The organism is Tardiphaga sp. (assembly GCF_041424195.1).
Classification (GTDB): Bacteria; Pseudomonadota; Alphaproteobacteria; order Rhizobiales; family Xanthobacteraceae; genus Tardiphaga.
Genome location: NZ_JBGMOE010000044.1, coordinates 82697 through 104178, shown reverse-complemented (window position 1 = coordinate 104178; position 21482 = coordinate 82697). Strand labels below are relative to the sequence as shown.

General features: G+C 62.0%; 22 protein-coding genes. 11 read left to right on the top strand and 11 right to left on the bottom strand.

The annotated features are described in order from the left end of the window. Window positions 1-81 precede the first annotated feature (81 nt). On the top strand, window positions 82-1854 hold the full coding sequence (gene aspS, locus ACEK02_RS06555; protein WP_371420988.1) for an aspartate--tRNA ligase: 1773 nt from the start codon (window positions 82-84) through the stop codon (window positions 1852-1854). Between the two features lie 18 nt (window positions 1855-1872). Here aspS and ACEK02_RS06550 read toward each other — a convergent pair whose 3' ends face one another. After that, window positions 1873-2088 (bottom strand): hypothetical protein, encoded by a 216-nt coding sequence (locus tag ACEK02_RS06550; protein WP_371420987.1) that lies wholly within the window; start codon window positions 2086-2088, stop codon window positions 1873-1875. A 294-nt stretch (window positions 2089-2382) separates the two neighbouring features. Here ACEK02_RS06550 and ACEK02_RS06545 point away from each other — a divergent pair, with 294 nt between their 5' ends. Continuing rightward, a complete protein-coding gene (locus ACEK02_RS06545) occupies window positions 2383-4689 on the top strand; it encodes an NADP-dependent malic enzyme (protein WP_371420986.1) in 2307 nt (768 codons plus the stop codon). A gap of 196 nt (window positions 4690-4885) precedes the next feature. Beyond that, the gene (locus ACEK02_RS06540; protein WP_371420985.1) at window positions 4886-5341 is read left to right on the top strand and encodes a DoxX family protein; all 456 of its coding nucleotides are present in this window, start codon (window positions 4886-4888) and stop codon (window positions 5339-5341) included. A 7-nt stretch (window positions 5342-5348) separates the two neighbouring features. Here ACEK02_RS06540 and ACEK02_RS06535 read toward each other — a convergent pair whose 3' ends face one another. The 4 genes from ACEK02_RS06535 to ACEK02_RS06520 all read right to left on the bottom strand — a co-directional run bounded on the left by ACEK02_RS06535 (window position 5349) and on the right by ACEK02_RS06520 (window position 9312). Beyond that, window positions 5349-5906: a dihydrofolate reductase family protein gene (locus tag ACEK02_RS06535; RefSeq protein WP_371420984.1), complete on the bottom strand. Its 558-nt coding sequence runs from the start codon at window positions 5904-5906 to the stop codon at window positions 5349-5351. A gap of 22 nt (window positions 5907-5928) precedes the next feature. Continuing rightward, window positions 5929-6867 carry a polysaccharide deacetylase family protein gene (locus ACEK02_RS06530; protein ID WP_371420983.1) on the bottom strand — a complete coding sequence of 313 codons (939 nt, stop codon included), beginning with the start codon at window positions 6865-6867 and terminating at the stop codon, window positions 5929-5931. A gap of 150 nt (window positions 6868-7017) precedes the next feature. Then, a complete protein-coding gene (locus ACEK02_RS06525; protein ID WP_371421003.1) occupies window positions 7018-7593 on the bottom strand; it encodes a glutathione peroxidase in 576 nt (191 codons plus the stop codon). Between the two features lie 96 nt (window positions 7594-7689). Further along, a complete protein-coding gene (locus tag ACEK02_RS06520; protein ID WP_371420982.1) occupies window positions 7690-9312 on the bottom strand; it encodes a L,D-transpeptidase in 1623 nt (540 codons plus the stop codon). A 195-nt stretch (window positions 9313-9507) separates the two neighbouring features. On the opposite strand from ACEK02_RS06520, the gene ACEK02_RS06515 reads away from it, so the two are divergent. The 3 genes from ACEK02_RS06515 (at window position 9508) to ACEK02_RS06505 (ending at window position 12232) form a co-directional block, all read left to right on the top strand. Then, window positions 9508-10056 (top strand): CreA family protein, encoded by a 549-nt coding sequence (locus ACEK02_RS06515; protein ID WP_371420981.1) that lies wholly within the window; start codon window positions 9508-9510, stop codon window positions 10054-10056. A gap of 671 nt (window positions 10057-10727) precedes the next feature. Beyond that, a complete protein-coding gene (locus tag ACEK02_RS06510) occupies window positions 10728-11057 on the top strand; it encodes a hypothetical protein (protein WP_371421002.1) in 330 nt (109 codons plus the stop codon). A 338-nt stretch (window positions 11058-11395) separates the two neighbouring features. Continuing rightward, a complete protein-coding gene (locus tag ACEK02_RS06505; RefSeq protein WP_371420980.1) occupies window positions 11396-12232 on the top strand; it encodes an SDR family NAD(P)-dependent oxidoreductase in 837 nt (278 codons plus the stop codon). Window positions 12233-12262: 30 nt separating this feature from the next. On the opposite strand, the gene ACEK02_RS06500 is transcribed toward ACEK02_RS06505, so the two are convergent. From ACEK02_RS06500 to ACEK02_RS06490, 3 genes are all read right to left on the bottom strand, one after another. After that, window positions 12263-12508, bottom strand: coding sequence for a DUF6719 family protein (locus ACEK02_RS06500; RefSeq protein ID WP_371420979.1), 246 nt, complete (start codon window positions 12506-12508; stop codon window positions 12263-12265). 13 nt (window positions 12509-12521) lie between these two features. After that, entirely contained in the window at window positions 12522-12674 is a 153-nt protein-coding gene (locus tag ACEK02_RS06495) for a hypothetical protein (RefSeq protein WP_165826841.1), read from the bottom strand. Window positions 12675-12793: 119 nt separating this feature from the next. Further along, a complete protein-coding gene (locus ACEK02_RS06490) occupies window positions 12794-14287 on the bottom strand; it encodes a PLP-dependent aminotransferase family protein (RefSeq protein ID WP_371420978.1) in 1494 nt (497 codons plus the stop codon). A gap of 73 nt (window positions 14288-14360) precedes the next feature. Here ACEK02_RS06490 and ACEK02_RS06485 point away from each other — a divergent pair, with 73 nt between their 5' ends. After that, window positions 14361-15116 carry a pyridoxamine 5'-phosphate oxidase family protein gene (locus tag ACEK02_RS06485; protein WP_371420977.1) on the top strand — a complete coding sequence of 252 codons (756 nt, stop codon included), beginning with the start codon at window positions 14361-14363 and terminating at the stop codon, window positions 15114-15116. A gap of 42 nt (window positions 15117-15158) precedes the next feature. Here the strand turns inward: ACEK02_RS06485 and ACEK02_RS06480 are convergent, their stop codons facing one another. Then, on the bottom strand, window positions 15159-15941 hold the full coding sequence (locus ACEK02_RS06480) for a cobalamin-binding protein (protein WP_371421001.1): 783 nt from the start codon (window positions 15939-15941) through the stop codon (window positions 15159-15161). Window positions 15942-16054: 113 nt separating this feature from the next. Here ACEK02_RS06480 and ACEK02_RS06475 point away from each other — a divergent pair, with 113 nt between their 5' ends. Then, complete coding sequence (locus ACEK02_RS06475; protein WP_371420976.1) at window positions 16055-16453, top strand: PaaI family thioesterase; 399 nt, start codon at window positions 16055-16057, stop codon at window positions 16451-16453. A 173-nt stretch (window positions 16454-16626) separates the two neighbouring features. Then, window positions 16627-17259: a GNAT family N-acetyltransferase gene (locus ACEK02_RS06470; protein ID WP_371420975.1), complete on the top strand. Its 633-nt coding sequence runs from the start codon at window positions 16627-16629 to the stop codon at window positions 17257-17259. Window positions 17260-17347: 88 nt separating this feature from the next. Here the strand turns inward: ACEK02_RS06470 and ACEK02_RS06465 are convergent, their stop codons facing one another. Together ACEK02_RS06465 and ACEK02_RS06460 are read right to left on the bottom strand one after the other, a co-directional pair. Then, window positions 17348-17647, bottom strand: coding sequence for a hypothetical protein (locus ACEK02_RS06465; protein ID WP_089263988.1), 300 nt, complete (start codon window positions 17645-17647; stop codon window positions 17348-17350). A 126-nt stretch (window positions 17648-17773) separates the two neighbouring features. Further along, window positions 17774-18457, bottom strand: a complete 684-nt coding sequence (locus ACEK02_RS06460; RefSeq protein WP_371420974.1) for a DUF2161 domain-containing phosphodiesterase — start codon at window positions 18455-18457, stop codon at window positions 17774-17776. Between the two features lie 130 nt (window positions 18458-18587). On the opposite strand from ACEK02_RS06460, the gene ACEK02_RS06455 reads away from it, so the two are divergent. Further along, complete coding sequence (locus ACEK02_RS06455) at window positions 18588-19067, top strand: MgtC/SapB family protein (protein WP_371420973.1); 480 nt, start codon at window positions 18588-18590, stop codon at window positions 19065-19067. 264 nt (window positions 19068-19331) lie between these two features. Further along, window positions 19332-21419, top strand: coding sequence for a DEAD/DEAH box helicase (locus tag ACEK02_RS06450; RefSeq protein WP_371420972.1), 2088 nt, complete (start codon window positions 19332-19334; stop codon window positions 21417-21419). The last annotated feature ends 63 nt before the right edge of the window (window positions 21420-21482 follow it).

Below are 21482 nucleotides of genomic sequence, written 5' to 3'. Positions count from 1 at the left end.
TCGGGTGCGGTCGGGTAAACCCTGCGCTTCGCGCTTGATCGCGAACCCGATTCCGCCCTCTGACGTATTTCCAGGATACCCATGCATCGCTACCGGTCTCACACCTGCGGCGCGCTCCGCGACAGCCATATCGACCAGACCGTTCGCCTGTCGGGGTGGTGCCATCGTATCCGCGACCATGGCGGCGTGCTGTTCATCGATCTGCGCGACCATTACGGCCTGACGCAATGCGTCGCCGACCCGGACTCGCCGGCGTTCAAGGTGGTCGAGACGCTGCGTTCGGAATGGGTGGTCAAGATCGACGGTCTGGTGCGACGCCGTCCCGGCGGCACCGAAAACGCCGACCTGCCGACCGGCGACGTCGAAATTTACATCAATGCCATCGAGGTGCTGGGCGCCGCTGCAGAATTGCCGCTGCCGGTATTCGGCGATCAGGAATACCCGGAAGACATCCGCCTGAAGTATCGCTTCCTCGACCTGCGTCGCGAGAAGCTGCACCAGAACATCATGACCCGCGGCGCCATCGTCGACTCGATGCGCAAGCGGATGAAGGAGCAGGGCTTCTTCGAATTCCAGACGCCGATCCTGACGGCGTCGTCGCCGGAAGGCGCGCGCGACTTTCTGGTGCCCAGCCGCATTCATCCCGGCAAGTTCTACGCGCTGCCGCAGGCGCCGCAGCAGTACAAGCAGCTGCTGATGATGTCGGGCTTCGACCGCTACTTCCAGATCGCGCCGTGTTTCCGCGACGAGGACCCCCGTGCCGACCGTCTGCCCGGCGAGTTCTATCAGCTCGACGTGGAAATGAGCTTCGTCACCCAGGACGACGTGTTCGCAGCCATGGAGCCTGTGATCACAGGCGTGTTCGAGGACTTCGCCAAGGGCAAGCCGGTGACCAAGAACTGGCCGCGGATCCCGTTCGCCGAGGCGCTGCGCAAGTATGGCTCCGACAAGCCGGACCTGCGCAATCCGCTGGTGATGCAGAACGTCTCCGAGCACTTCAAAGGCTCGGGTTTCAAGGTGTTCGCGCGCATGCTCGAAGACACCAAGAACGAAGTCTGGGCCATCCCTGGACCGGGCGGCGGTTCGCGCGCCTTCTGCGACCGGATGAATTCCTGGGCTCAGGGCGAGGGCCAGCCCGGCCTCGGCTACATCATGTGGCGCGAAGGCGGCGAGGGAGCGGGCCCGCTCGCCAACAACATTGGCGCAGAGCGTACGGCAGCGATCCGCGCGCAGCTCGGCCTGAAGGAGGGCGATGCGGCGTTCTTCGTTGCCGGCGATCCCGAGAAATTCTGGAAGTTCGCGGGGCTTGCGCGCAACAAGCTCGGCGAAGAGCTCAACCTGACGGACAAGGAGCGGTTCGAGCTGGCCTGGATCGTCGACTTCCCGATGTACGAGTACAACGAGGACGACAAGAAGGTCGACTTCTCGCACAACCCGTTCTCGATGCCGCAGGGGGGCATGGATGCGCTGGTCGGGCAGGATCCGCTGACCATCAAGGCGTTCCAGTACGACATCACCTGCAACGGCTATGAGATCGCCTCGGGCGGCATCCGCAACCACAAGCCGGAAGCCATGGTGAAGGCGTTCGAGATCGCCGGCTATGGCGAGGAGACTGTGGTCGAGCGCTTCGGCGGCATGTATCGCGCCTTCCAGTATGGCGCGCCGCCCCATGGCGGCATGGCAGCGGGCGTCGATCGCATCGTGATGTTGCTGTGTGGCACCAACAACCTGCGCGAGATCTCGCTGTTCCCGATGAACCAGCGCGCCGAAGATCTGTTGATGGGCGCGCCTTCTGAGGCGACACCCAAGCAGCTGCGTGAGGCACATATCAGGCTGAACCTGCCGGAGAAGTAATTTCCGGCAGGCGCGCGCTTACTTGGTGCTCTGCACGTCGATCTGGAATAGCGACAGCTCCGCGGCGGGGTCGCTCTTCAGCAATTGAACGAGCTGCATCACTGGCAGCTTGGCGCGGGGCGTGATCTTCACGGTCAGCGTGCCGTGCGGCGTCTCAATGAAGCTTGCCGCTGCATCGGCGATCTTGATCGCCGCTGCTGAAATATCGGAGATCGGGACGGGGAGCGGTGCCACAGGCTGAAGGCGAAATGGCAGGCGCCGCGGCGCCGGCGGAGGCCATCTGGCTGCGACGGCATCAAATTACCCCTTTTCGCGCGACCGGGCAAGGCAGCTCATCCCCTTGAGACGGCACCTCGCAACGATCGGTTCGAGGCGGAAGCCGCTAATTTGCAGCTGGGGAGAGCGTCTGACATGCCATGGAAGCGGTTGCGTCCAAGGCCCCCCGCACGATAGACATCCCACTGAATCTGTCGAACAACTCATCCGTCCAGCCCTTCACATGTTCGGTTTCGACGCGCGGGAGTACGCATGTCATCATCCTCAGAAGATCTCTCGCGCGCGGCGCTTGCCTATCACCGTCTTCCCAAGCCGGGTAAGCTCGAAATCCAGGCCACCAAGCCGCTCGCCAACCAGCGTGATCTGGCTCTGGCCTATTCGCCCGGCGTAGCGGCGCCGTGTCTCGCGATTGCTGCTGACCCCAATGAAGCGGCGTCACTGACCTCGCGCGCCAATCTTGTAGCCGTCGTCTCCAACGGCACGGCGGTGCTTGGTCTCGGCAATATCGGCCCGCTGGCCTCGAAGCCGGTGATGGAAGGCAAGGCGGTTCTGTTCAAGAAGTTCGCCGGCATCGACGTGTTCGACATCGAGATCGCCGCCGACACCATCGAGCGCGTGGTCGAGACCGTCGCGGCGCTGGAGCCGACCTTCGGCGGCATCAATCTCGAGGACATCAAGGGTCCGGAGTGTTTCGAGATCGAGGCGCAGCTCAAGGAGCGCATGAAGATCCCGGTGTTTCACGACGACCAGCATGGCACCGCCATCATCGTCGGCGCCGCCATCAAGAACGCGCTGCTGCTCAACGGCAAGAACATCAAGGACGTCAAGATCGTCTGCTCCGGCGCTGGCGCTGCGGCGATCGCCTGCCTCAATCTTCTGGTGTCGCTCGGCGCGCAGAAGAAGAATATCTGGGTCTGCGATATCGACGGTGTCGTCCATGAAGGCCGCAACACGCTGATGGATCGCTGGAAGGCGGTCTATGCGCAGAAGACCGATGCGCGCGTGCTGGGCGACGTGATCGCCGGCGCCGACATCTTCCTCGGCGTTTCCGCGCCGGGCGTGCTGAAGCCCGAGATGGTCAAGCAGATGGCCGACAAGCCGCTGGTGCTGGCGCTCGCCAATCCGACGCCCGAAATCATGCCGGACGAGGCTCGGAAGGTTCGCCCTGACGCGATGATCTGCACCGGACGGTCGGACTTCCCAAACCAGGTCAACAACGTTCTGTGTTTCCCGTTCATCTTCCGCGGTGCACTCGATTGCGGTGCGACGGCGATCAATGAGGCGATGAAGATCGCCGCCGTCGATGCCATCGCGCAGCTTGCGCAAGACCCGCCGTCGGACGCCGTGACGGCCGGCTTCGACAACGAGACTCAGGGCTTCGGTCCGGGCTCGCTGATCCCGAGCCCGTTCGACCCGCGCCTGATCCTGCGCATCGCGCCGGCGGTGGCGAAGGCCGCAATGGAGTCCGGCGTCGCGTCGCGGCCAATTGCAAACTTCGATGACTACACCGCGGGTCTTGAACGCTTTGCGTTCCGTTCGGGACTGGTGATGAAGCCGGTCTTTGCAAAGGCGAAGACCCAGCCGGTGCGCGTGATCTATGCCGAAGGTGAAGACGAGCGCGTGCTGCGTGCGACGCAGGTCGTGCTGGAAGAGAAGCTGGCGCGTCCGATCCTGGTCGGTCGCCCGTCGGTGGTGGAAGCGCGCATCAAGCGTTTCGGTCTGGCGATCCAGGCCGGCAAGGATTTCGACCTCATCAATCCCGAGGACGATCCGCGTTATCGCTCTTACGTGCAGTCTTACATCGACGTGGCCGGCCGCAATGGCGTGACGCCGGATGCGGCGCGCACGGTCGTGCGGACCAATGCGACGGTGATTGCGGCGCTCGCCGTGGTGCGCGGCGAAGCCGATGCCATGATCTGCGGCGTCGAAGGCCGTTACATGAGCCATTTGCGTCATGTCCGCGAGATCATCGGCTTCCTGCCGGGGGTCACCGACTTTGCAGCACTCGCACTGATGATTACCAGCAAAGGTGCGCATTTCATCGCCGATACGCAGGTGCGGCCGAATCCGAGTGCGGAAGAACTTGCTGAGGTCGCGGCGCTGGCGGCGATTCACGTCCAGCGTTTCGCTATGAAACCGAAAGTTGCCTTCGTGTCGCATTCGGATTTCGGCAGCTACGATACCGATTCATCGAAGAAGATGCGCCGCGCCGCAGCGTTACTGCGCGAGAAGCATCCGGAAATCGAGTCCGATGGCGAAATGCAGGGCGATACCGCGCTGTCGGAAGCGGCCCGCAAGATCGTGCTCCCGCATTCGAAGCTCGAAGGCTCGGCGAATGTCCTCATTATGCCGACGCTCGATGCCGCCAATGTGGCCTATCAGATGATCAAGACGCTGGCCGATGCGCTCCCGGTCGGCCCGATCCTGATCGGCCCGGCGCGTCCGGCGCATATCCTGACGCCGGGGGTGACGGCGCGTGGTATCCTCAACATGACGGCGGTGGCCGCGGTCGAGGCGCAGGAGCGGGCTGGGCGTCCGCAGGCGAGTCTGTTCGGCTAGTACGTTCAGCAGCCTGGCGCTGACTGGACGATTCCTGGCCATTGCGTTTTTGGATAGTTCGCCGATCTGAACGGGCTCGCGATAAATGGATGGCTTGAACGAGGTCATCCATTTGTTCGTTTGAAAAATGCGATGGAATGATCATACTCGTCATCTATTTCGATGAGTATCCATTGCAGTCCAGCGAGGCCGACCAATGCCAGCGTTTATTACTTTTGGGCGCATTCTCTTTGCCGTGATCTTCATTGCGTCTGGCGCATCCAAGTTTCTCGACCTCAGTGCAACGGCAGATGCGATCGCGAACAAGGTTATTCCGACGATCCCTGCGGTCGTGACGCCCTATGCGACGCAGCTCGAAGGGCTGGCGGGCATGGAATTGAAGCAGATCCTCGCGATCGCCGTTGCAACACTGGAGCTGATCGGCGGTATCTTCGTCGCGCTGAACTTCGGCGCGCGCTTCTTCGCGCTGGTGCTGGTGCTGTTCGTGATGGCCGCAACGTTCTACTTCCATGACTTCTGGAACCTGACTGGTCCTGAGGCCAAGAACCAGATGATCCACGCGCTGAAGAACCTGTCGCTGATCGGCGGCCTCTTCATGATCGCCGGTATCGGCCGCAGCGCGCGACTGCCGGGCGGTTACACGGAGGTGTAGTCCTCGTTCAGGACACTCGCCGCCACGCGGTGACGCTGACGTCATGCGCGGCGTCGAGGATCTGAACCTCACTCGCTTGCAAGCCGTGATTGGAGAGAATGTCCTGCGGCGATTGTTCGGGGACGCCCGGGAAGCATCCCTCGCCGCCGGGCAGGCGGATATGCGGCGCCTGCGACAGCCAGAACACGTCCATGCGATCAAGGAACATCTCGAATACGCTGGGGCCGCCGATGACGGCGACGGTCCCGGCATGAATATCAGCATATGCGCAAGCGTCTTCGAAGGATGCGCCGGCCGGATTCCACAGCGTGGCTTTGTTGTTCGCGGGATCGGGCTCTACTGCAACGATGCTGCGGCTGACGACGATGCGCTTCCGCTTCGGTGAGTTCGGCTGATCCTCGAACGAATGCCTGCCGTGCACGACAAGGTCAGCACGGTCGAGACCAGCGGTGAAAAAGGCGAGGTCGCCGGGAAATTTGAGGGTATCGGGCATCACGCCGCTGGCGTCGGCGAGCATGCCGTCCGCCGAGACGATGACGTAGCCGTTGAATCGAAATGCGGGCATCAGGGGCGTCGACGAGTCCTCATCATTCCGAGATCGTCTGGACGACGCTGTTCACAGGACGGCTACTGACCGTCGGCAGCTTGGCATCCTTGACGATCGCTTCATCATAGGACGCGATGGTCTGTACGGGCGCCTTGGCGCGCATATGCACGACCTTGTAGCCACCGGCCTTGAGCTTGCGCAGCAGGGTCGGCAGCGCTTCGGCGGTATGCTTCTGGAAGTCGTGCATCAGGATGATACCCTTGCCGAGCTTGTCGAGCTTGGTCATCACATTGGTCACGACCTGTTCGGACTTGCGCGTCTTGAAGTCGAACGAGTCGATGTCGCAGGAGAAGATCGCGATATTGCGGGTGCCGAGATAGGTGACGATTTCGGGCGGGTGCTGCAGCGCCGGCGCGCGGAAGAACGGCGCGGGGGCTGAGCCCAGTGCCCACTTCACGGCGCTGAAGCCCTTTTCGATCTCATCGATGCGCTGCTGCTGGGTCAGCTTCTTGCTGGTCAGCGCGATATGGGCCCAGGTGTGTCCGCCGATGGTGTGGCCGGCGGCCGCGACCTGTTTCAGCACTTCCGGATAATAGGTGGCGTGCTTGCCGATCGGGAAGAACACCGCCTTGACGCATTCGTCGGCGAGCGTCTTCAGCACGGTCGGCGTCGTGGTTTGCCATGGGCCGTCATCGAAGGTCAGCACCACTTCCTTGTCGCGCAGGAAGTCGAGCTGCTTGAAATGTTCGAAGCCGAAGCCCGGACCACCCGTCGTGTCGATCTCGACGATACGGCTGACGCCGAGCGCATCGGGATTGGCGCAGGTCGATTTGGCGGGGGCAGGTGCAGCCGCGGGTGGCGGTGCGGGCGTTGCCGCAGGGGCCGGGGCTGCAACACCGGCCTTGGGCGCCTGCGCCTGTGCGCCTGCTGCCCACAATGAAACCGCGCTCGCAAAAATCAGACTTGCCGCACTGCGCATCTTGTTCCCCTTGAACTGCCATCAGCGTCGCCAGCGAAATGGCAGGGCTGATCCAGATGGTCGTGGCTGCAATTCTAGCGCGATTTCCGGCAGTACCGCTATGGCAACGGACCTTATCCCCAGTCAGCGCCTGGATCGACATCGAACGGTTCAGGCCGCGGTAAGGGCACGTCCGACGGCGGTCTTGATGCGAGTATCGGTCGGTTCGAATTCGGAGGCAAAGGAGTCGGTGAGATAGCCGTCGCGGCCGACCAGATATTTGTGGAAGTTCCACCGCGGCAGGTCGCGCGGCCGTGCCTCTGCCGCCCATTTGTAGAACGGATGCGCGTTCGGCCCCTTCACGACGGTCTTGGCCGCCATCGGGAAGCCGATGCCGAAATGTCCCTCGGCGACATCGGCGATCTCCTTGGTTCCGCCTGGCTCTTGCCCGCCGAAGTCGTTCGAGGGCACGCCGATGATCATCAACCCGCGATCGCGGAACTCGGTCCACAGCGTCTGAAGTCCGGCATATTGCGGGGTGAAGCCACATTGCGAGGCGGTGTTGACCACCATGATCGGACGGCCCGCGTAATCGGAGAGCTTGATGTCGCCGCCCTTGAGGCCGGGAAACACGAAGCCATAGGCAGTCATACGGCTTACGGCGCCTTGCGCCGATGCATGACGTGGCAGCGCAGCGACACTTGCCGCGCCCAATACCGTCGTCAGTACCTGTCTGCGATTAATCATCGCCATTTGTCGTAGCCCATCCTGTTTCGCGAGCAGAGTAGCGGCATCTCGCCGATGACGCACTCAACAAGCTGTTACAGGGCGGGAGCTGCGAGGCTAGCGCAGCGGCACCACGAATTCGGTGCCCTGGCCAGTTTCGCCGCCGGCGGCGATGCCCTGATCTGACACAACGATGGAGCCGCCGGTCGCCAGCGCTTCGGTAATCTGCGCCATGGCGTCTGCCGGAATTGTCAGGCGGTCGAGCGCTTCGGCAGCGCTGTTCGGCAGCGGGCGGGTTTTGACCTCAACCGCACCGGTGGATTTGCGGCGACGCGAGACATTGTCGTCCTCGTCGGCGCGACGCGGGACGGCAGGCAGCGACACCGCGGTCCAGTGGAACGCCTTGGCGTCATCCTTGTCGATGCGGGCCGTGAACACATGCGTGCCGAGGGGGCGGTCGCTGGGCTTGATCGCGATCGGCATCTCGAACAGCGGCGCGAAATTCTGCCGCACATAGAGCTTGCCGTCCTTGCCGCTGACCAGCACGGCGATCTGACCGATACGCTTCGGCGGCGCATCGGCGGCAAGCGCCGCAGGCATCTCGGCCCTGGCTGAATCGGCGGGGCGCGTTTCGTCCTTTTTGGCGTCGGGCGCAGGGGCGGCGACCGGCGCCGTGCCAGACATTGCGACTTCAGTCTTCGGTGCTTCCGTCTTGGCAGCCTCAATCCTGGCCGGTGCTTCCGCGACGGTCTCAGCCGATTTGACCTCGGGCGTCGGCAGTTCGACCACTTTGGCAATGGCAGCGTCGAGATCGCGGCGCGTCATGATTTCGGGTTCGGCGGCCTTGACGGTGCCTTCGACCTTTGCAGGTGTCGCGTCCGTCATCACGGTCTTTGGCGCCGGTTTTGCCAGCGCATTGCTGGCATCGGCGGTCTGGGTCTGGGTCTTGGCGCGGTCGGTGGCAGACGGTTTCAGGCCGAGATCCTCGGGCTTCGCATCCACAGAGACCTTGTCGGCTGCGGGCGTCGTCGGGACGTTCTGAGGTGCCGCCGCTGCGACCGGAACCGGTGCAGGTTTCTGCACGGCGAGGAGGGGGTGGGAGAATTCCGCAGGCGAGATTTCGCCGGGTGTGATGATCACGCGGGCGCCCATGCGGGTCCAACCCCAGATCTTCGTCGCAAAGGCCATCGGCATGCGGATGCAGCCGTGGGAGGCCGCATAGCCAGGTAGGGCGCCGGCGTGCAGCGCGATGCCCGACCAGGTGATACGCTGCATGTAAGGCATCGGCGCGCCGCTATAGATGTTGGAGCGGTGCCATTTGTTCTTCTGGATGATGCTGAACACGCCCATGGGGGTGGAATGGCCGCGCATGCCGGTGGAGACCGGCGTCTCCGCGAACAGACCGTTGGCGTCGAATACCCGCAGCGTTTGCCGCTCGATCGAGATGTTGATCACCAGCGGGCCGACTGGCTTGGCGTGTTCCTTGACCTGTTTTTCAAGTTTGGTGCCGAGCCGCTTCAGCTTTTTCTGGCGCTGCTGCGGTTGTGGCGCCGGCGGCTCGATCTCCCGCATGATCATCGGGTTTTCGTCGGTCCAGAACACCGCGGCATCGGCAGGCACTGCAGCGGCAATGCCGGCCATGGCGACGAGCGCGATCCGCAGGAGGCTGCCGGAAAAAATCGTGCTGCTCAGAAAACGGCTCCTATCCGCTGGTTCACGCGATAAATGAAATGCGGCCACGCCAGTATCCTCGAATCCATCTCAAAACATTAGTCTCGCAGACGCGAGATGGGTTCACCAGCATGAGTGATCTGGCTACCGCTGAGTCGGGATCAGGGTAGCAAAAAAGCCTCACATTGAATTAACAACGGCCTATCGCGGCTTCCGAATCCGGTTGGAATGCCTACATATTTCGGATCGCTCACGGAGAGTTGCATGACATTTAATGGATCTGGCGCACTGGCCAAGGCGCTGCGGCGCAGCGTTCTGGTGCTGTCGGCACTGACAGTGTTCGCTTCTATCCCGGCACAGGCTGCGGATGAGCCGGATCTGATCTTCCGGCGCTCCACCGTGTTCAAATGGCTCAGTCCCAACGACAAGCTGGCGACCTACGGAGTCGATGATCCCGAAGTCGAAGGCGTCGCCTGCCACTTCACGGTGCCTGAAAAGGGCGGCTTCAAGGGATGGCTCGGTCTGGCCGAAGAGGTCTCGGACATCTCGCTGGCCTGCCGGCAGATCGGCCCCATCAAGTTCAGGACCAAGAGCGATCAGGGCGAGGACATGTTCCGCCAGCGCCGGAGCCTTTTCTTCAAGAAAATGCAGATCGTCCGTGGCTGCGACGCCAAGCGAAATGTGTTGGTCTATATGGTCTATTCGGACAGGATCATCGAAGGTTCGCCGAAGAACTCGACGTCATCGGTCCCGATCATGCCCTGGGGGCAGACGGATACTGCCATCGAGAAGTGCGGCGACTTCATCAAATAGCAGCGTCGGTCGATCCGGATCGATCGGCTGTCGCTAGTCGACCGGGTGAGTAATCGCACGCTTCGTGCGAAGGCGGTCCCAGGACTGTCGGGGCTGCGGGTCTCGGTGGCCCACGAGCTGGACAAGCTGCTGTGGATAGCACTCGTTGCCGTGCGAGCCGTAGCCCTGCTGCGACATGGCGCCTTGGCAGTTGGAACGCGGGCGGACTGTGGAGATCAGTGGCCGTCCGGGTGCGCTGATCGGGGTATCCTTGCCAACGTCGTTGTTGCCGGTTCCCACGACTGCATTCCTTCTCTTCGAGGTGAACAGAAACGCGCAGTCGCCTGAAAAGGTTGCATACGCTCTCCTGAAGTCGCTTTAGCCGCGTTTCGGTTCAGTTTTGTTAAGGGCGTGCGACAGCCAGACGATCTTTCAAAGCATCCTTTCCAAGACGTTTGCAGATTTTCCGCCCGGATTGTGTCGTCGGCATGGGCGCCACGAAACAATTCAGCAGGGCGACGAAACCATTTTCCTCTTGGGCCGCAGACGTGCCGAAACCCGCATTGGGTATCTATTGGCCAACGACGCGGCGGGCAGCGGGCGGATTACTGCGAAACGAAAAGAAAAGTTTTGAAATGACTCGACTGCGTGTTCTGACCGGCATTGCTGTCGCTGCCACCCTTGCAGGTTCCATGACGGGAAGTGCAGCGCAGGCGCAGATCTGGTCGTGGCGGAAATTGCCGGACCAGCGCGGCGAATTCGTGCGCCTGTGCTCACCACATATGGTCGGACGCTGGGCGCATCCGGAAGAAGTGTGCGGCTGCCTGCATGACCATGCCATAGCGACCGTGGAAGACGCCGATCTGCGCGAGGCACTGTTGCGGGGCATCAGCGAGCGCGGCGTGCCTACCATCGAGAAAGACTGGATCCCGGCATCGAAGCAGTCGATGATCAGCGCAACCTTCACGCAGATCGCCAAGCCGACCCTGCAATGCATGTATGATCCGGCACCGCTGGATTAGGACCGATCGATATTCAGCAATGGTTGATATCAAGTGATCGTTTTGCGTAGCATTGTCGCGCTGAGATGATCACGGATTTCTGTCTTTCCCTCTCGTCATCCCATCACCGCTGATGGTACCGTTTAGCTTCGTCATCGTTAGTTCGGCGGGGAACGAGGGGTTTTTATGCGATTTGTCTCGATCTGTTTTTCTTGTGTATCAATATTTCCATCCGGCGCGGCGTTGGCCGCAGACACCAGCAACCGGGACACAAACAAGAAAATTGTCGTCGTCGTAGAGCATCGGGATGCCATTCAGCCGATCCCGGAACAGTCCGCCAACAGCAACGGCATGTTCTGATGGATATGGCCCGGCCCCAGCGTGACGATCGATTGAAAGGCAAGGTCGCCATCATCACCGGCGCGGGGTCCCGCGGCGATGGCATCGGCAACGGACGTGCCGCAGCAGTGCTGCTGGCGCGGCATGGTGCGCGCGTCGCGCTGGTCGATACCGACGTAGACTCCGCCGAGGAAACCGCGCGTTTGATCGCCGCGGAAGGCGGCGTCACGCAGATTTATGACGGCGATGTCAGTGACCGGGCGTCATGTGAGGCGATCGTCGAACGGACAGTCGAAGGCTTCGGGCGGCTGGATATCCTCGTCAACAATGTCGGCCTCACCGGGCCGCGCGGCGACGCCGTCGAGGTCGACGATCTCGCCTGGGACAGCGCCATGCGCGTCAACGTCGCCTCGATGATGCTGATGGCGAAATATGCCATTCCGGAAATGATGAAGTCCGGCGGCGGCTCCATCATCAATTTGACATCGATCGCCGGTCTGCGCGGTGGCCATCCGAGCCTGCTGTATCCGACGTCGAAATCGGCGGTGATCGGCCTTACCAGGGCGATGGCGGCACATCACGGTCGCAGCGGCATTCGCGTCAACTGCATCGCGCCCGGCACGGTCTATACGCCGATGGTTGCGTCGCGTGGCATGAGCGATGAGATGCGCAAGGCGCGCGCAGCGGACACGCTGCTCGGTACAGAAGGGACCGGCTGGGATATCGGCTATGGCGTCTTGTTTCTTGCCAGCGATGAAGCGCGCTGGATCACAGGGATCACGCTGGCGATCGATGGCGGTGCGAGTGTGGGCCAGACCGGGTCACCGGTGCCGCCTAGCGAGCCGCTGCGGCATTGATGAGCATGTCTTAGACTAGCATGTCCTGGACTAGCGTGACTTGGTGCCGGCGCGGGGAACGCATTTGCGAACGCGCGTCACACCGGACGTGGTCAGCGTTGTGCCGGACACTTCCTTGATCTGGCCGGTGGGGCAGGAGCCATCATCGACCAGAATGCGCTGGCCGAGGCGGACGTCAACAATATCCTGTTCGCGATTGACCTGATCGATCGCCAGCGCCGGCGTGGCCACCACAAGAGAAGCCAGAAGTCCTGATAGCCAGATTGCCGAGCGCATTGTGTGACCTTTGTTACTTGTTCTGGATCTTGAGACCGTCGGGGCCGACATTGATCTGCAGCCCGCTCGGTTCTTTCTTGGTCTGGTAGAGATTGTAGCCGAGGACGCCGATGCCGACGATGAGCGCGCCGATGATCAGATAGAGCACGTTGCGATTGCCGGACATGAGGTCTCCGTTGGGGCAGATAAGCCTGCGGGCATTTTGTCGGTCCGAACTGTAGGGATGCGCGTCCGATTCTAGAAGCGCAGCGGTCGCCAGCCTCAAGTGCCAGCCAGCTTCAAGTGCTAGCCCCCCGCGCGGGTTCCACGCGGTTTGGCCGCAGCGTGGCGATGGGCGCGTAAACTTGCCGCCGAAGCTTTCGCCAGCCTCTCGGCCGATGGGACAAGCTGACGAACAGGATGGCCGGCGAAGCCGAGCACGAAGCCTGGCGCGGGGCGGGCGCGCAGATAGGTATCGGCGAGCAACCAGCCCTCGACGCCGGCCGCCGCCCTGGCCTCTGCGGCGATTTCGAGCGGTGTCCTGGCTGCGAACTTCGCCACCAGATGCAGGCCTTGTGACGGCACCGGGACAGTGAGTTGACCATCCGAGGCCCGGGTCAATGTCGTTGCCAAGGCGTCGCGTGCTTCACGATAGACGTTGCGCATCTTGCGCAGGTTGGCTGCAAAGGCGCCGGAATTCAGCATGTCGGCGACGGCGCCTTCCATCAATGTGCCGGGAAAGCGGTCCATCGCCGCGCGCGCCGTCGTGACCGGGCCGATCAGGCGCTCGGGCAGGGCGCAGTAGCCGATGCGCAGACCGGGAAACAGCGTCTTCGCAAACGTGCCCATATAGATCACGCGCTGCAGATGATCGATGCCGGCGAGCGATAGCAACGGCGCGCCGTCATAGCGAAACTCGCTGTCGTAATCGTCCTCGAAGATCCAGGCGCCTGCGTCCTTCGCCCAGTCCAGCAGTTCGAGCCGGCGCGGCATCGCCATTTGTACCCCAAGCGGAAACTGGTGCGACGGCGTGACATAGGCCGCGCGCGCATCTGGTGCGGCCGTGCGGCCCTTGGCGACGATCAGGCCGAAGTCATCGACCGGCACGGAGACGGGCCGCGCGCCGCAATGTTCGATCGATTTTCGTGCGGCGGGGTAACCGGGGTCCTCGCACCAGATCTGTTCACCCGGCTTGAGAATGGCTGACAGCACGATGCGCAGCCCATGCTGTGTGCCCGATGTCAGCATGATCTGGTCGGGATCGCAGCGCAGCCCGCGCGCCGACAGAAGGTGATTGGCAATGGCGGTGCGTAGCTCATGGCTGCCGCGCGGATCGCCATAATGCAGATGCTCGGCGCCGAAAGCGCGCAGGCGGCGGCCGGCGAAAGCGCGAAAACGGCGCAGCGCTTGCTCGTCAATATGGGTGCAACCGAGCGCCAGCGTGCCACGTTGCGGCGCTTCGATGGCGATCGCCTTGCTCGGTCTGCTGTCGACCCGCGTTGGGATTCGCGCCGCGACGAAGGTGCCGGAGCCGACGCGTGCGACGGCAAAGCCATCGGCGATCAGACGTTCATAGGCATTGGTGACAGCATTGCGCTGAAAGCCGGTTTGTTTTGCGAGACTACGCGACGGCGGCAGCGCTGCGCCGGGCTTGGCGACACCGCCGGTGATCGCATGACGGAGCGCCTGATAGAGCCGGTCCTGCGACGAAGCGCCCTCAGCGATATGCGCGCCGGCGAGATCGAGCGGCAGCTCGTTCTTCGAAATTGGCCTCGCTGAATTGGTCGGAATTTTTCGCATGGAATTGGCACTATCGCAGGCCAAATGGGCGGGTACAACAGTTTCGAACACTGCCAATCGACAGGGAATTACCGTGAGCACAGCCGAATTGAAGACCACTGAATCGACGGGAACCGACACCACGTCGTCCTATCCGCTCACAGCGCGCAACCGCGTGAAGCGACGCCACGATCGCGGATTTTACGACCACGAGACCGTGCACAAAATTCTCGATGCCTCGATGATGTGCCATGTCTCCTATGTGATCGACGGTCAGCCCTATTGCACGCCGACCTTTTTCTGGCGCGAGGGCACCAGGCTCTACTGGCACGGCAGCAGCGCCAGCCGCATGCTGAAGAACCAGACGGCGCAGCAGCGCGTCTGTCTGACGGTGGCTTTTCTCGACAGCCTCGTGCTGGCACGCTGCGGCTTCAATCACTCGGCGGACTACCGTGCGGTGATGGCATTCGGAAATGCCTATCTCGTCACCGATCCCGACGAGAAGGAGCGGGCGGGCATCGCGATGGTCGACCGGTTTTTCCCGGATCGCACGGCCAGTCTGCGTGAAACCACGGCGCAGGAGATGAAGGCGACGTCGTTCATCGCCATGGAGATTGAGGAAGCATCGGCGAAGATCCGCGCCAAGGGCGTCGCCGACGACGACGAGGATTACGAGCTTCCGATCTATGCCGAACGTATTCCGGTGAAGACGGTGATTGGTGCGCCGGAGCCTTGCCCGCGGCTGTTGCCCGGTGTCGAACGACCGGCGTCCTTGCAAGCCTATTCGGAAGGCCGGCTGCTCGAAGACGCGCTGACAGATGCCTATTTTCTGCAATACCCAAAGGGGTAAGGGGCGAAGATCTCAGGATGACGCCGTCGGTGCTCGTGCCGGTTACGGCCACAGCGCCGCGACGATGGCGTCGAGTCCATCCGTCAACGCCGCTGGTCCTGGTTGTAGGATCAGCGGCGATTTGATCTCATAGATGCGATTGTAGCGTATCGCGGGAATCTCGCTCCAGCCCGGACGCTGCCGGATTTTATCGGGCACGACTTTCTTGCCGCACCACGACGCGAGGATCACGTCCGGTGCTGCGGCAATCACGTCGGCTGGCATCGCGATGCGATCCTTTGCGGCTTTCTGAAAGCGCATCTGCGGAAAAACGTCTTCACCGCCGGCAATCTCGATCAGTTCGGACACCCAGCCGATTCCGGTGATCAGCGGATCGTCCCATTCCTCGAAATAGACGCGCGGTTTGGTCTGCCGCAAGTTTGTCGCAGCCTTGACGCTGGAAAGTCGCAGCTCAAACTGCGTAGCGAGCTGATTTGCGCGCTCACTCGCGCCGACCATGGCGCCGAGCATGCGGATCATCGCCAGAATGCCGGCGATGTCGCGTTGGTTGAACACATGGACGGCAACGCCGGCGCGTATGAGCTCTGCGGCAATCTCGGCCTGCAGATCGGAGAAGCACAACACAAGATCTGGATCGAGTGTGAGGATCTTCGGCATATCGGCCGAGATGAACGCAGACACCCGCGGTTTCTCGCGCCGCACTTGCGGCGGTCGTACCGCATAGCCGGAAACGCCGACGATGCGAGCCTGTTCGCCGAGCAGATACAGCGTCTCCACGGTCTCTTCCGTGAGGCAGACGATCCGGCGTGGCGGGAAGTGGCGCATGATGCCGATATGCCTGTTAACAAAGGACTTGTCACGGCATGGTGTTGTGTCGTGAAGTTTCATCAAGCCCGCACGACGATGGGTAAGACAGGTTGCAGGGAGACGATGCCAGCATGACGCCACTCGACAAGATCCACAGCCTCGCGATGCCATTTTCTGTATCGATGGGCGTGACCTTTACCGACGCAGATCTGGAGCGCGTCGTTGCCACCATGCTGGTGCGCGAGGACCTGTGCACACTCGGCCATACGATCCATGGCGGGGCGGTGATGGCGCTCGCCGATGCGGTTGGTGCGGCGGCCACCGTTATCAATCTGCCGGAGGGCGCCAAGGGAACGACGACCATCGAGAGCAAGACCAATTTCACAGGCGGGGCGAAAGCTGGAAGCACCGTGCGCGCGATCGCAACGCCGGTTCATCGGGGGCGCAGAACGCAGGTGTGGCAGACCCGGATCGAGACTGAGGAGGGTCGACTGGTGGGCGTCGTGACGCAGACCCAACTGGTGCTGTAAGGCGGCGCCTGGCACCTTAAGACTTTGTTAGTCCTGGGAAAATTGCATGGCTTACCTGCGGACAGCGCTGGCAGGTGCGACATCAGCGCCCTTGTATTTTATGCTGCGACGCACAATATGGGGTGTCTAGGGAATTGACGCCTTTCCTCGAGGGCAACTTGAGGATTTGAACCATGTTAGATGCCGCCACTACCATCGCTATTTCGACCAGGGCTCCGGCCCGCGGACATGTGCGTGTCCTTGCAGCCCGCGAGCTGCCGCTGTTCCGCGACCATCTTCTCAGGCTGGATCGGGAGAGCCGCCGCGATCGCTTCAACGGTTCGCTCGACGATGAATGGGTTGCGCGTTACGCCGAGAAATCCGTCAATACAGGCACCGTCATTCTCGTTTACTTCGAGGATGGCGTCGTGCGCGGCGCCGCCGAACTGCATCAGGCCGATCTGTCGCCGGACTCGCTTCCCGAGATCGCCTTCAGCGTTGAGGCGTTGGTGCGCCGCAAGGGCGTCGGCAGCATCCTGTTCACCAAGCTGATCGCGAAGGCGCGGTCGATGGGCTACGCCAAGCTGCGCATCACCACTGGCGCACAGAACGACGCGATGCGTGCACTGGCCAACAAGTTCGGTGCGCACCTGTCATTCCGCCACGGCGAATCCACCGGAATCATAGACCTGCGCGACCCCACGGGCGCTGGCGTTGTGGCGCAGCCGAAGACTTCGGCGCTGGATGTGGCGCGCGCGGTCGCCGATTATAACCGGGCCTATTGGGGTCTGTGGTTCAAGCTGGCGGGATGGGGCAAATCGTCCTGAGCCAAAAAACATTGCGACAAAGAAAAAGGCCTCGTGATGAACGAGGCCTTTTTTGCGTCTGCGGGGAGGGCTGTAAGCGCCCTCAAAATCAGATGCGCTTGTCGTTGCCGAATTTGCGCGTCACGCGACGCTCCACGACCACCGAACGCTGAGCACCTTGTTCGCCTGCGATGACACGGGTCACGCGCAGCGTACCGGTCGAGCGATTGGCCTTCTTCACTTCGGCCTGCACGGCGTCGAACGGCATGCCCATCAGCGACGCAGCGATCTCTGCCTGCTGATCGAGATCCTCGGTGATACCCATCGCGGCGAAGATGGCTTCTTCAAGGGTGGGGGGATCGCGTCGCACACGCCGCGTTCCATATTTTGTATTCCAGTCTTCGCTCATCGCTCGCCTCAGTGTTGATTTGCGATACCTACGGGAGCAATTGTTGCATTGCAATATGGAACTTCTGCGACAAAGCAGCCATGCAAACTTGTTCCCCAGAAATGGAGAAGAGTTCGCTTAGTAGCTTTATGACAAAGTGGAGGGCGGGGCGGTATCTCGTTTGGGTTGCGGCCAGCGTTTCAGCGCTGCGTGGCCTGCATCGGTCAGCGCATAAGTCCCGCGCGCGGGACTTTCGAACCAGCCATAGACATTGCGATGCAGGATTTTCTGCGCATCCGGATAGTCCGGCGTGAGCTCACGTACCTTGCGCGGGCCGACGACGAGCATCGCCGCGCAGGCCAAGGCTTGCTGACGATAGGCCGTCATGATCGGGGCGCGCGTGCTGCCTCCAAGCGCTGGATCGCCCTGGCGTTTCTTGTGCTCGGTGATCAGGCGTGAACGTTTCTTCGGATTGCGTCGTGGTGCGACGGTGGCAGGCGCGACCAGAACTTCGACGCCGCCGGCTTCGGTAATTCCCAGCATGCCGAAACCGAGTCTGCGGCACAGGTTGCGGTAGCGCGCATCGCTTTCGCGGCCCTTGCCGCGGATGGAGAGTTTGGCCGCAACCCAGACTTCGTCGCAGGCGCCGGCGCGGTCGACAGCCTGCAGGATCAGCTCGAGATTAAAGCTGAGCTTGAGCTCGCCGATCACAACGAGCGGCGGATCGTCGCCATTCAGCGCCACAAGATCGCAGCCTGATATCTCGCCTTTGACGGTAAAGCCAAGGCCTTCGAGGAAGCGTTTCACCGGAAGGTAGAGCGAGGTTTCCAAAATCGAACTTCCGAGTCGAGGTTCATGAGACGATGCGCCGCTGCAACCGCGACTCACCGGCCGAGTTTATCCGGGTTGGCCCGCGGCGACACCCGAGGCGCCCAATCCCTTTGAGCGATCGGAGACCTCGGTGAAGACCCTTCTGGAAATATCGGACAGCTTTCATCTGTTGCCGCATCTGACCGCGATGTCGATCGCCTATGTGCTGGCGCTACCTATCGGCTGGAATCGCGAGCGTGCCGAGCGCAGCGCCGGGCTGCGCACCTTTCCGCTGGTGGCGCTCGCCACCTGCGGCATTGTTCAGGCCACCGAAGGCGTTCTGAATGGTCATCCCGAAGGCACGGCGCGCATCATCGAAGGCCTGATGACCGGCATGGGTTTTATCGGCGGCGGCGCCATTCTGAAGGATAACGGTTCGGTGCGCGGTACCGCCACAGCGGCCAGTCTATGGGCCACCGGCGCGACCGGTGCAGCGGTCGGCCTCGGTGCTTACGATGTAGCGGTCGTCATCTCGCTGTTCACGTTCCTCACATTGTGGCTCCTGGTGCCTTTCAAGCAGGAGGGTCTGAAGACCGAAGAGGGCACCACGAAGCCTCACAGTGAAATATGAGCGACAAAATACCGGTGCTGGCGCAATTCTGTGAGGCTTAACCTCGAATCGCCCGATTTTTCCGGCACATGGCAGCAATGATTGGCCTTTTGCTGCGAAGCAGCGTAAAGCTCCTTCGATCCCGATACGCACCGGACTCCTGGACCCGACGTGACCGCCAACTGAAGGGCGGCAGATTCGTTTCCGTTTGGTCCCAAGTATTGATCCCGTGGATCCCAATGAGTCCGACCGCGACGCGGTCCGCTGCAACCAAGGTTTATATCTGTGTCATTTCTTTCGACTGGTCCGTCGCTCGCCCGCGCGTTGGCTGAGCGCAACTACAATGAATCCACCCCCGTCCAGGCCGCCGTCCTTGCTGACGATGCTGTTGGCCGCGATCTTCTCGTGTCGGCGCAGACAGGTTCCGGCAAGACGGTCGCCTACGGTCTGGCGATCGCCGACAATCTGCTCGAAGGCGCGGAGAAGCTGCCGAAGGCTGGATCGCCGCTGGCGCTGATCGTCGCGCCGACGCGCGAGCTTGCGCTGCAGGTGCATGGCGAACTGACCTGGCTCTATCAATATGCCGGCGCACGTGTCGTTTCCTGTGTGGGCGGTATGGATCCGCGCAAGGAGCAGCGCGAACTGGCGGCAGGTGCGCATATCGTTGTCGGTACGCCTGGCCGCCTCTGTGACCATCTGCGTCGCAACCGTCTCGACGTCTCCGAACTGAAGGCCGTGGTGCTCGATGAAGCCGACGAAATGCTCGACATGGGCTTTCGTGAGGACATGGAGTTCATCCTCAAGACGACGCCTGCAACCCGTCGCACGCTGCTGTTCTCGGCAACGCTGCCGCGCGGCATTGCCAATCTGGCCAAGCAATATCAGCAGCAGGCCTTCCGCGTCGAAGTCGCTGGCACCGAAGGTGGCCACTCCGACATCGAATATCGCGCGATCCGGATTTCGCCGAACGATGTCGAACATGCCGTCGTCAACGTGCTCCGCTATTTTGAATCGCCGAGCAGCATTGTGTTCTGCAACACGCGTAATGCGGTGAACCATCTGCAGACGGTGCTGCTGGAGCGCGGCTTCTCGGTTGTCGCACTCTCGGGCGAACTGTCCCAGAACGAGCGCACCCATGCGCTGCAGGCGCTGCGTGACGGTCGCGCGCGTGTCTGCGTCGCTACCGACGTGGCTGCGCGCGGCATCGATCTTCCCAATCTCGGTCTCGTCATTCACTCCGATCTGCCGAACGATCCGGAAGTGATGCAGCATCGCTCGGGCCGTACCGGCCGCGCTGGCCGCAAGGGCGTCAGCGTTCTCTTGGTGCCGCCGTCGCGCCGTCGCCGCGCCGAGATGCTGCTCAATCTCGCCGGCACCGATGCAGTCTGGGGATCGGCTCCGACCGTCGAGGAAATCCGGGTGCTCGATCAACAGCGCATGCTGCAGGACACGCTGTTCACCGAAGAGTCCACCGAAGACGATCTGACGCTGGCACGCGCGATGCTGGCCGAGCGTTCGGCCGAGGAGATCGCAGCGGCGCTGGCGCGGCTGTATCGTTCGCGTCTGCCGTCGCCTGAAGATGTGCAGGATCCCGGCACGTTCCGCGGTCGCGAGGATCGCCCAGGCAGCCGTCGCCGGGACGAGGAAGGTGCGCCGGTCCGCAAGACCCCGAAGAAGAGCGAACCGATGGGCGAGGGCGCCAAGTGGTTCCGCGTCGCCATCGGCCGGCAGAAGAATGCCGAAGCGCGCTGGCTGCTGCCGATGATCTGCCGTCGCGGCGGCATCGAGAAGGCGGATATCGGCGCGATCAAGATCTATGACGGCAATTCGGAATTCGAGATTTCGGCAGCCGCGGCCGAGAAGTTCGCTACCATGATCAAGCGTCCGGACAAGGAAGACAATATCCACATCGAGCCGCTGGCGAACGGTCCGGAAGGCGCGGTCGCATCGAGCCGCACGGCGCCGGAAGATCGCGACTATTCCAACAAGCGCCCGCGCAAGCCGAGCTTCAGATCCGATGGCGACCGTCCGGACTTCAAGGACAAGGGTGCCTATAAGGAGAAGTCCTGGAAGGACAAGCCGAAGAGCGACAAGCCTTATCAGGGTGACAAGCCGCGCTACGAGGGCAAACCGCGTTTCGACGACAAGCCGAAGTATGAAGGCAAGCCGAAATACGATCCGCTGCGCGCCGACAAGCCGGCTTATGCAAAGCCGCGCAGCGAAGACACGCGTTACGAAGGCAAGCCGAAGTTCGAAAAGAAACCACGCGCGGACAAGCCGCCTTACGTCGCCAAGGCCAAGCGGGATGGCGGTGCGCCAGCTGCCAAGCCGGCTTTCGGCAAGAAGAAAAAGATCTGGGGCAACGCCGGGTAGTCTGGGCTCCGACCTCATGGTGAGGAGCGCGCTACTTTAGCGCGCGTCTCGAACCATGAGTTG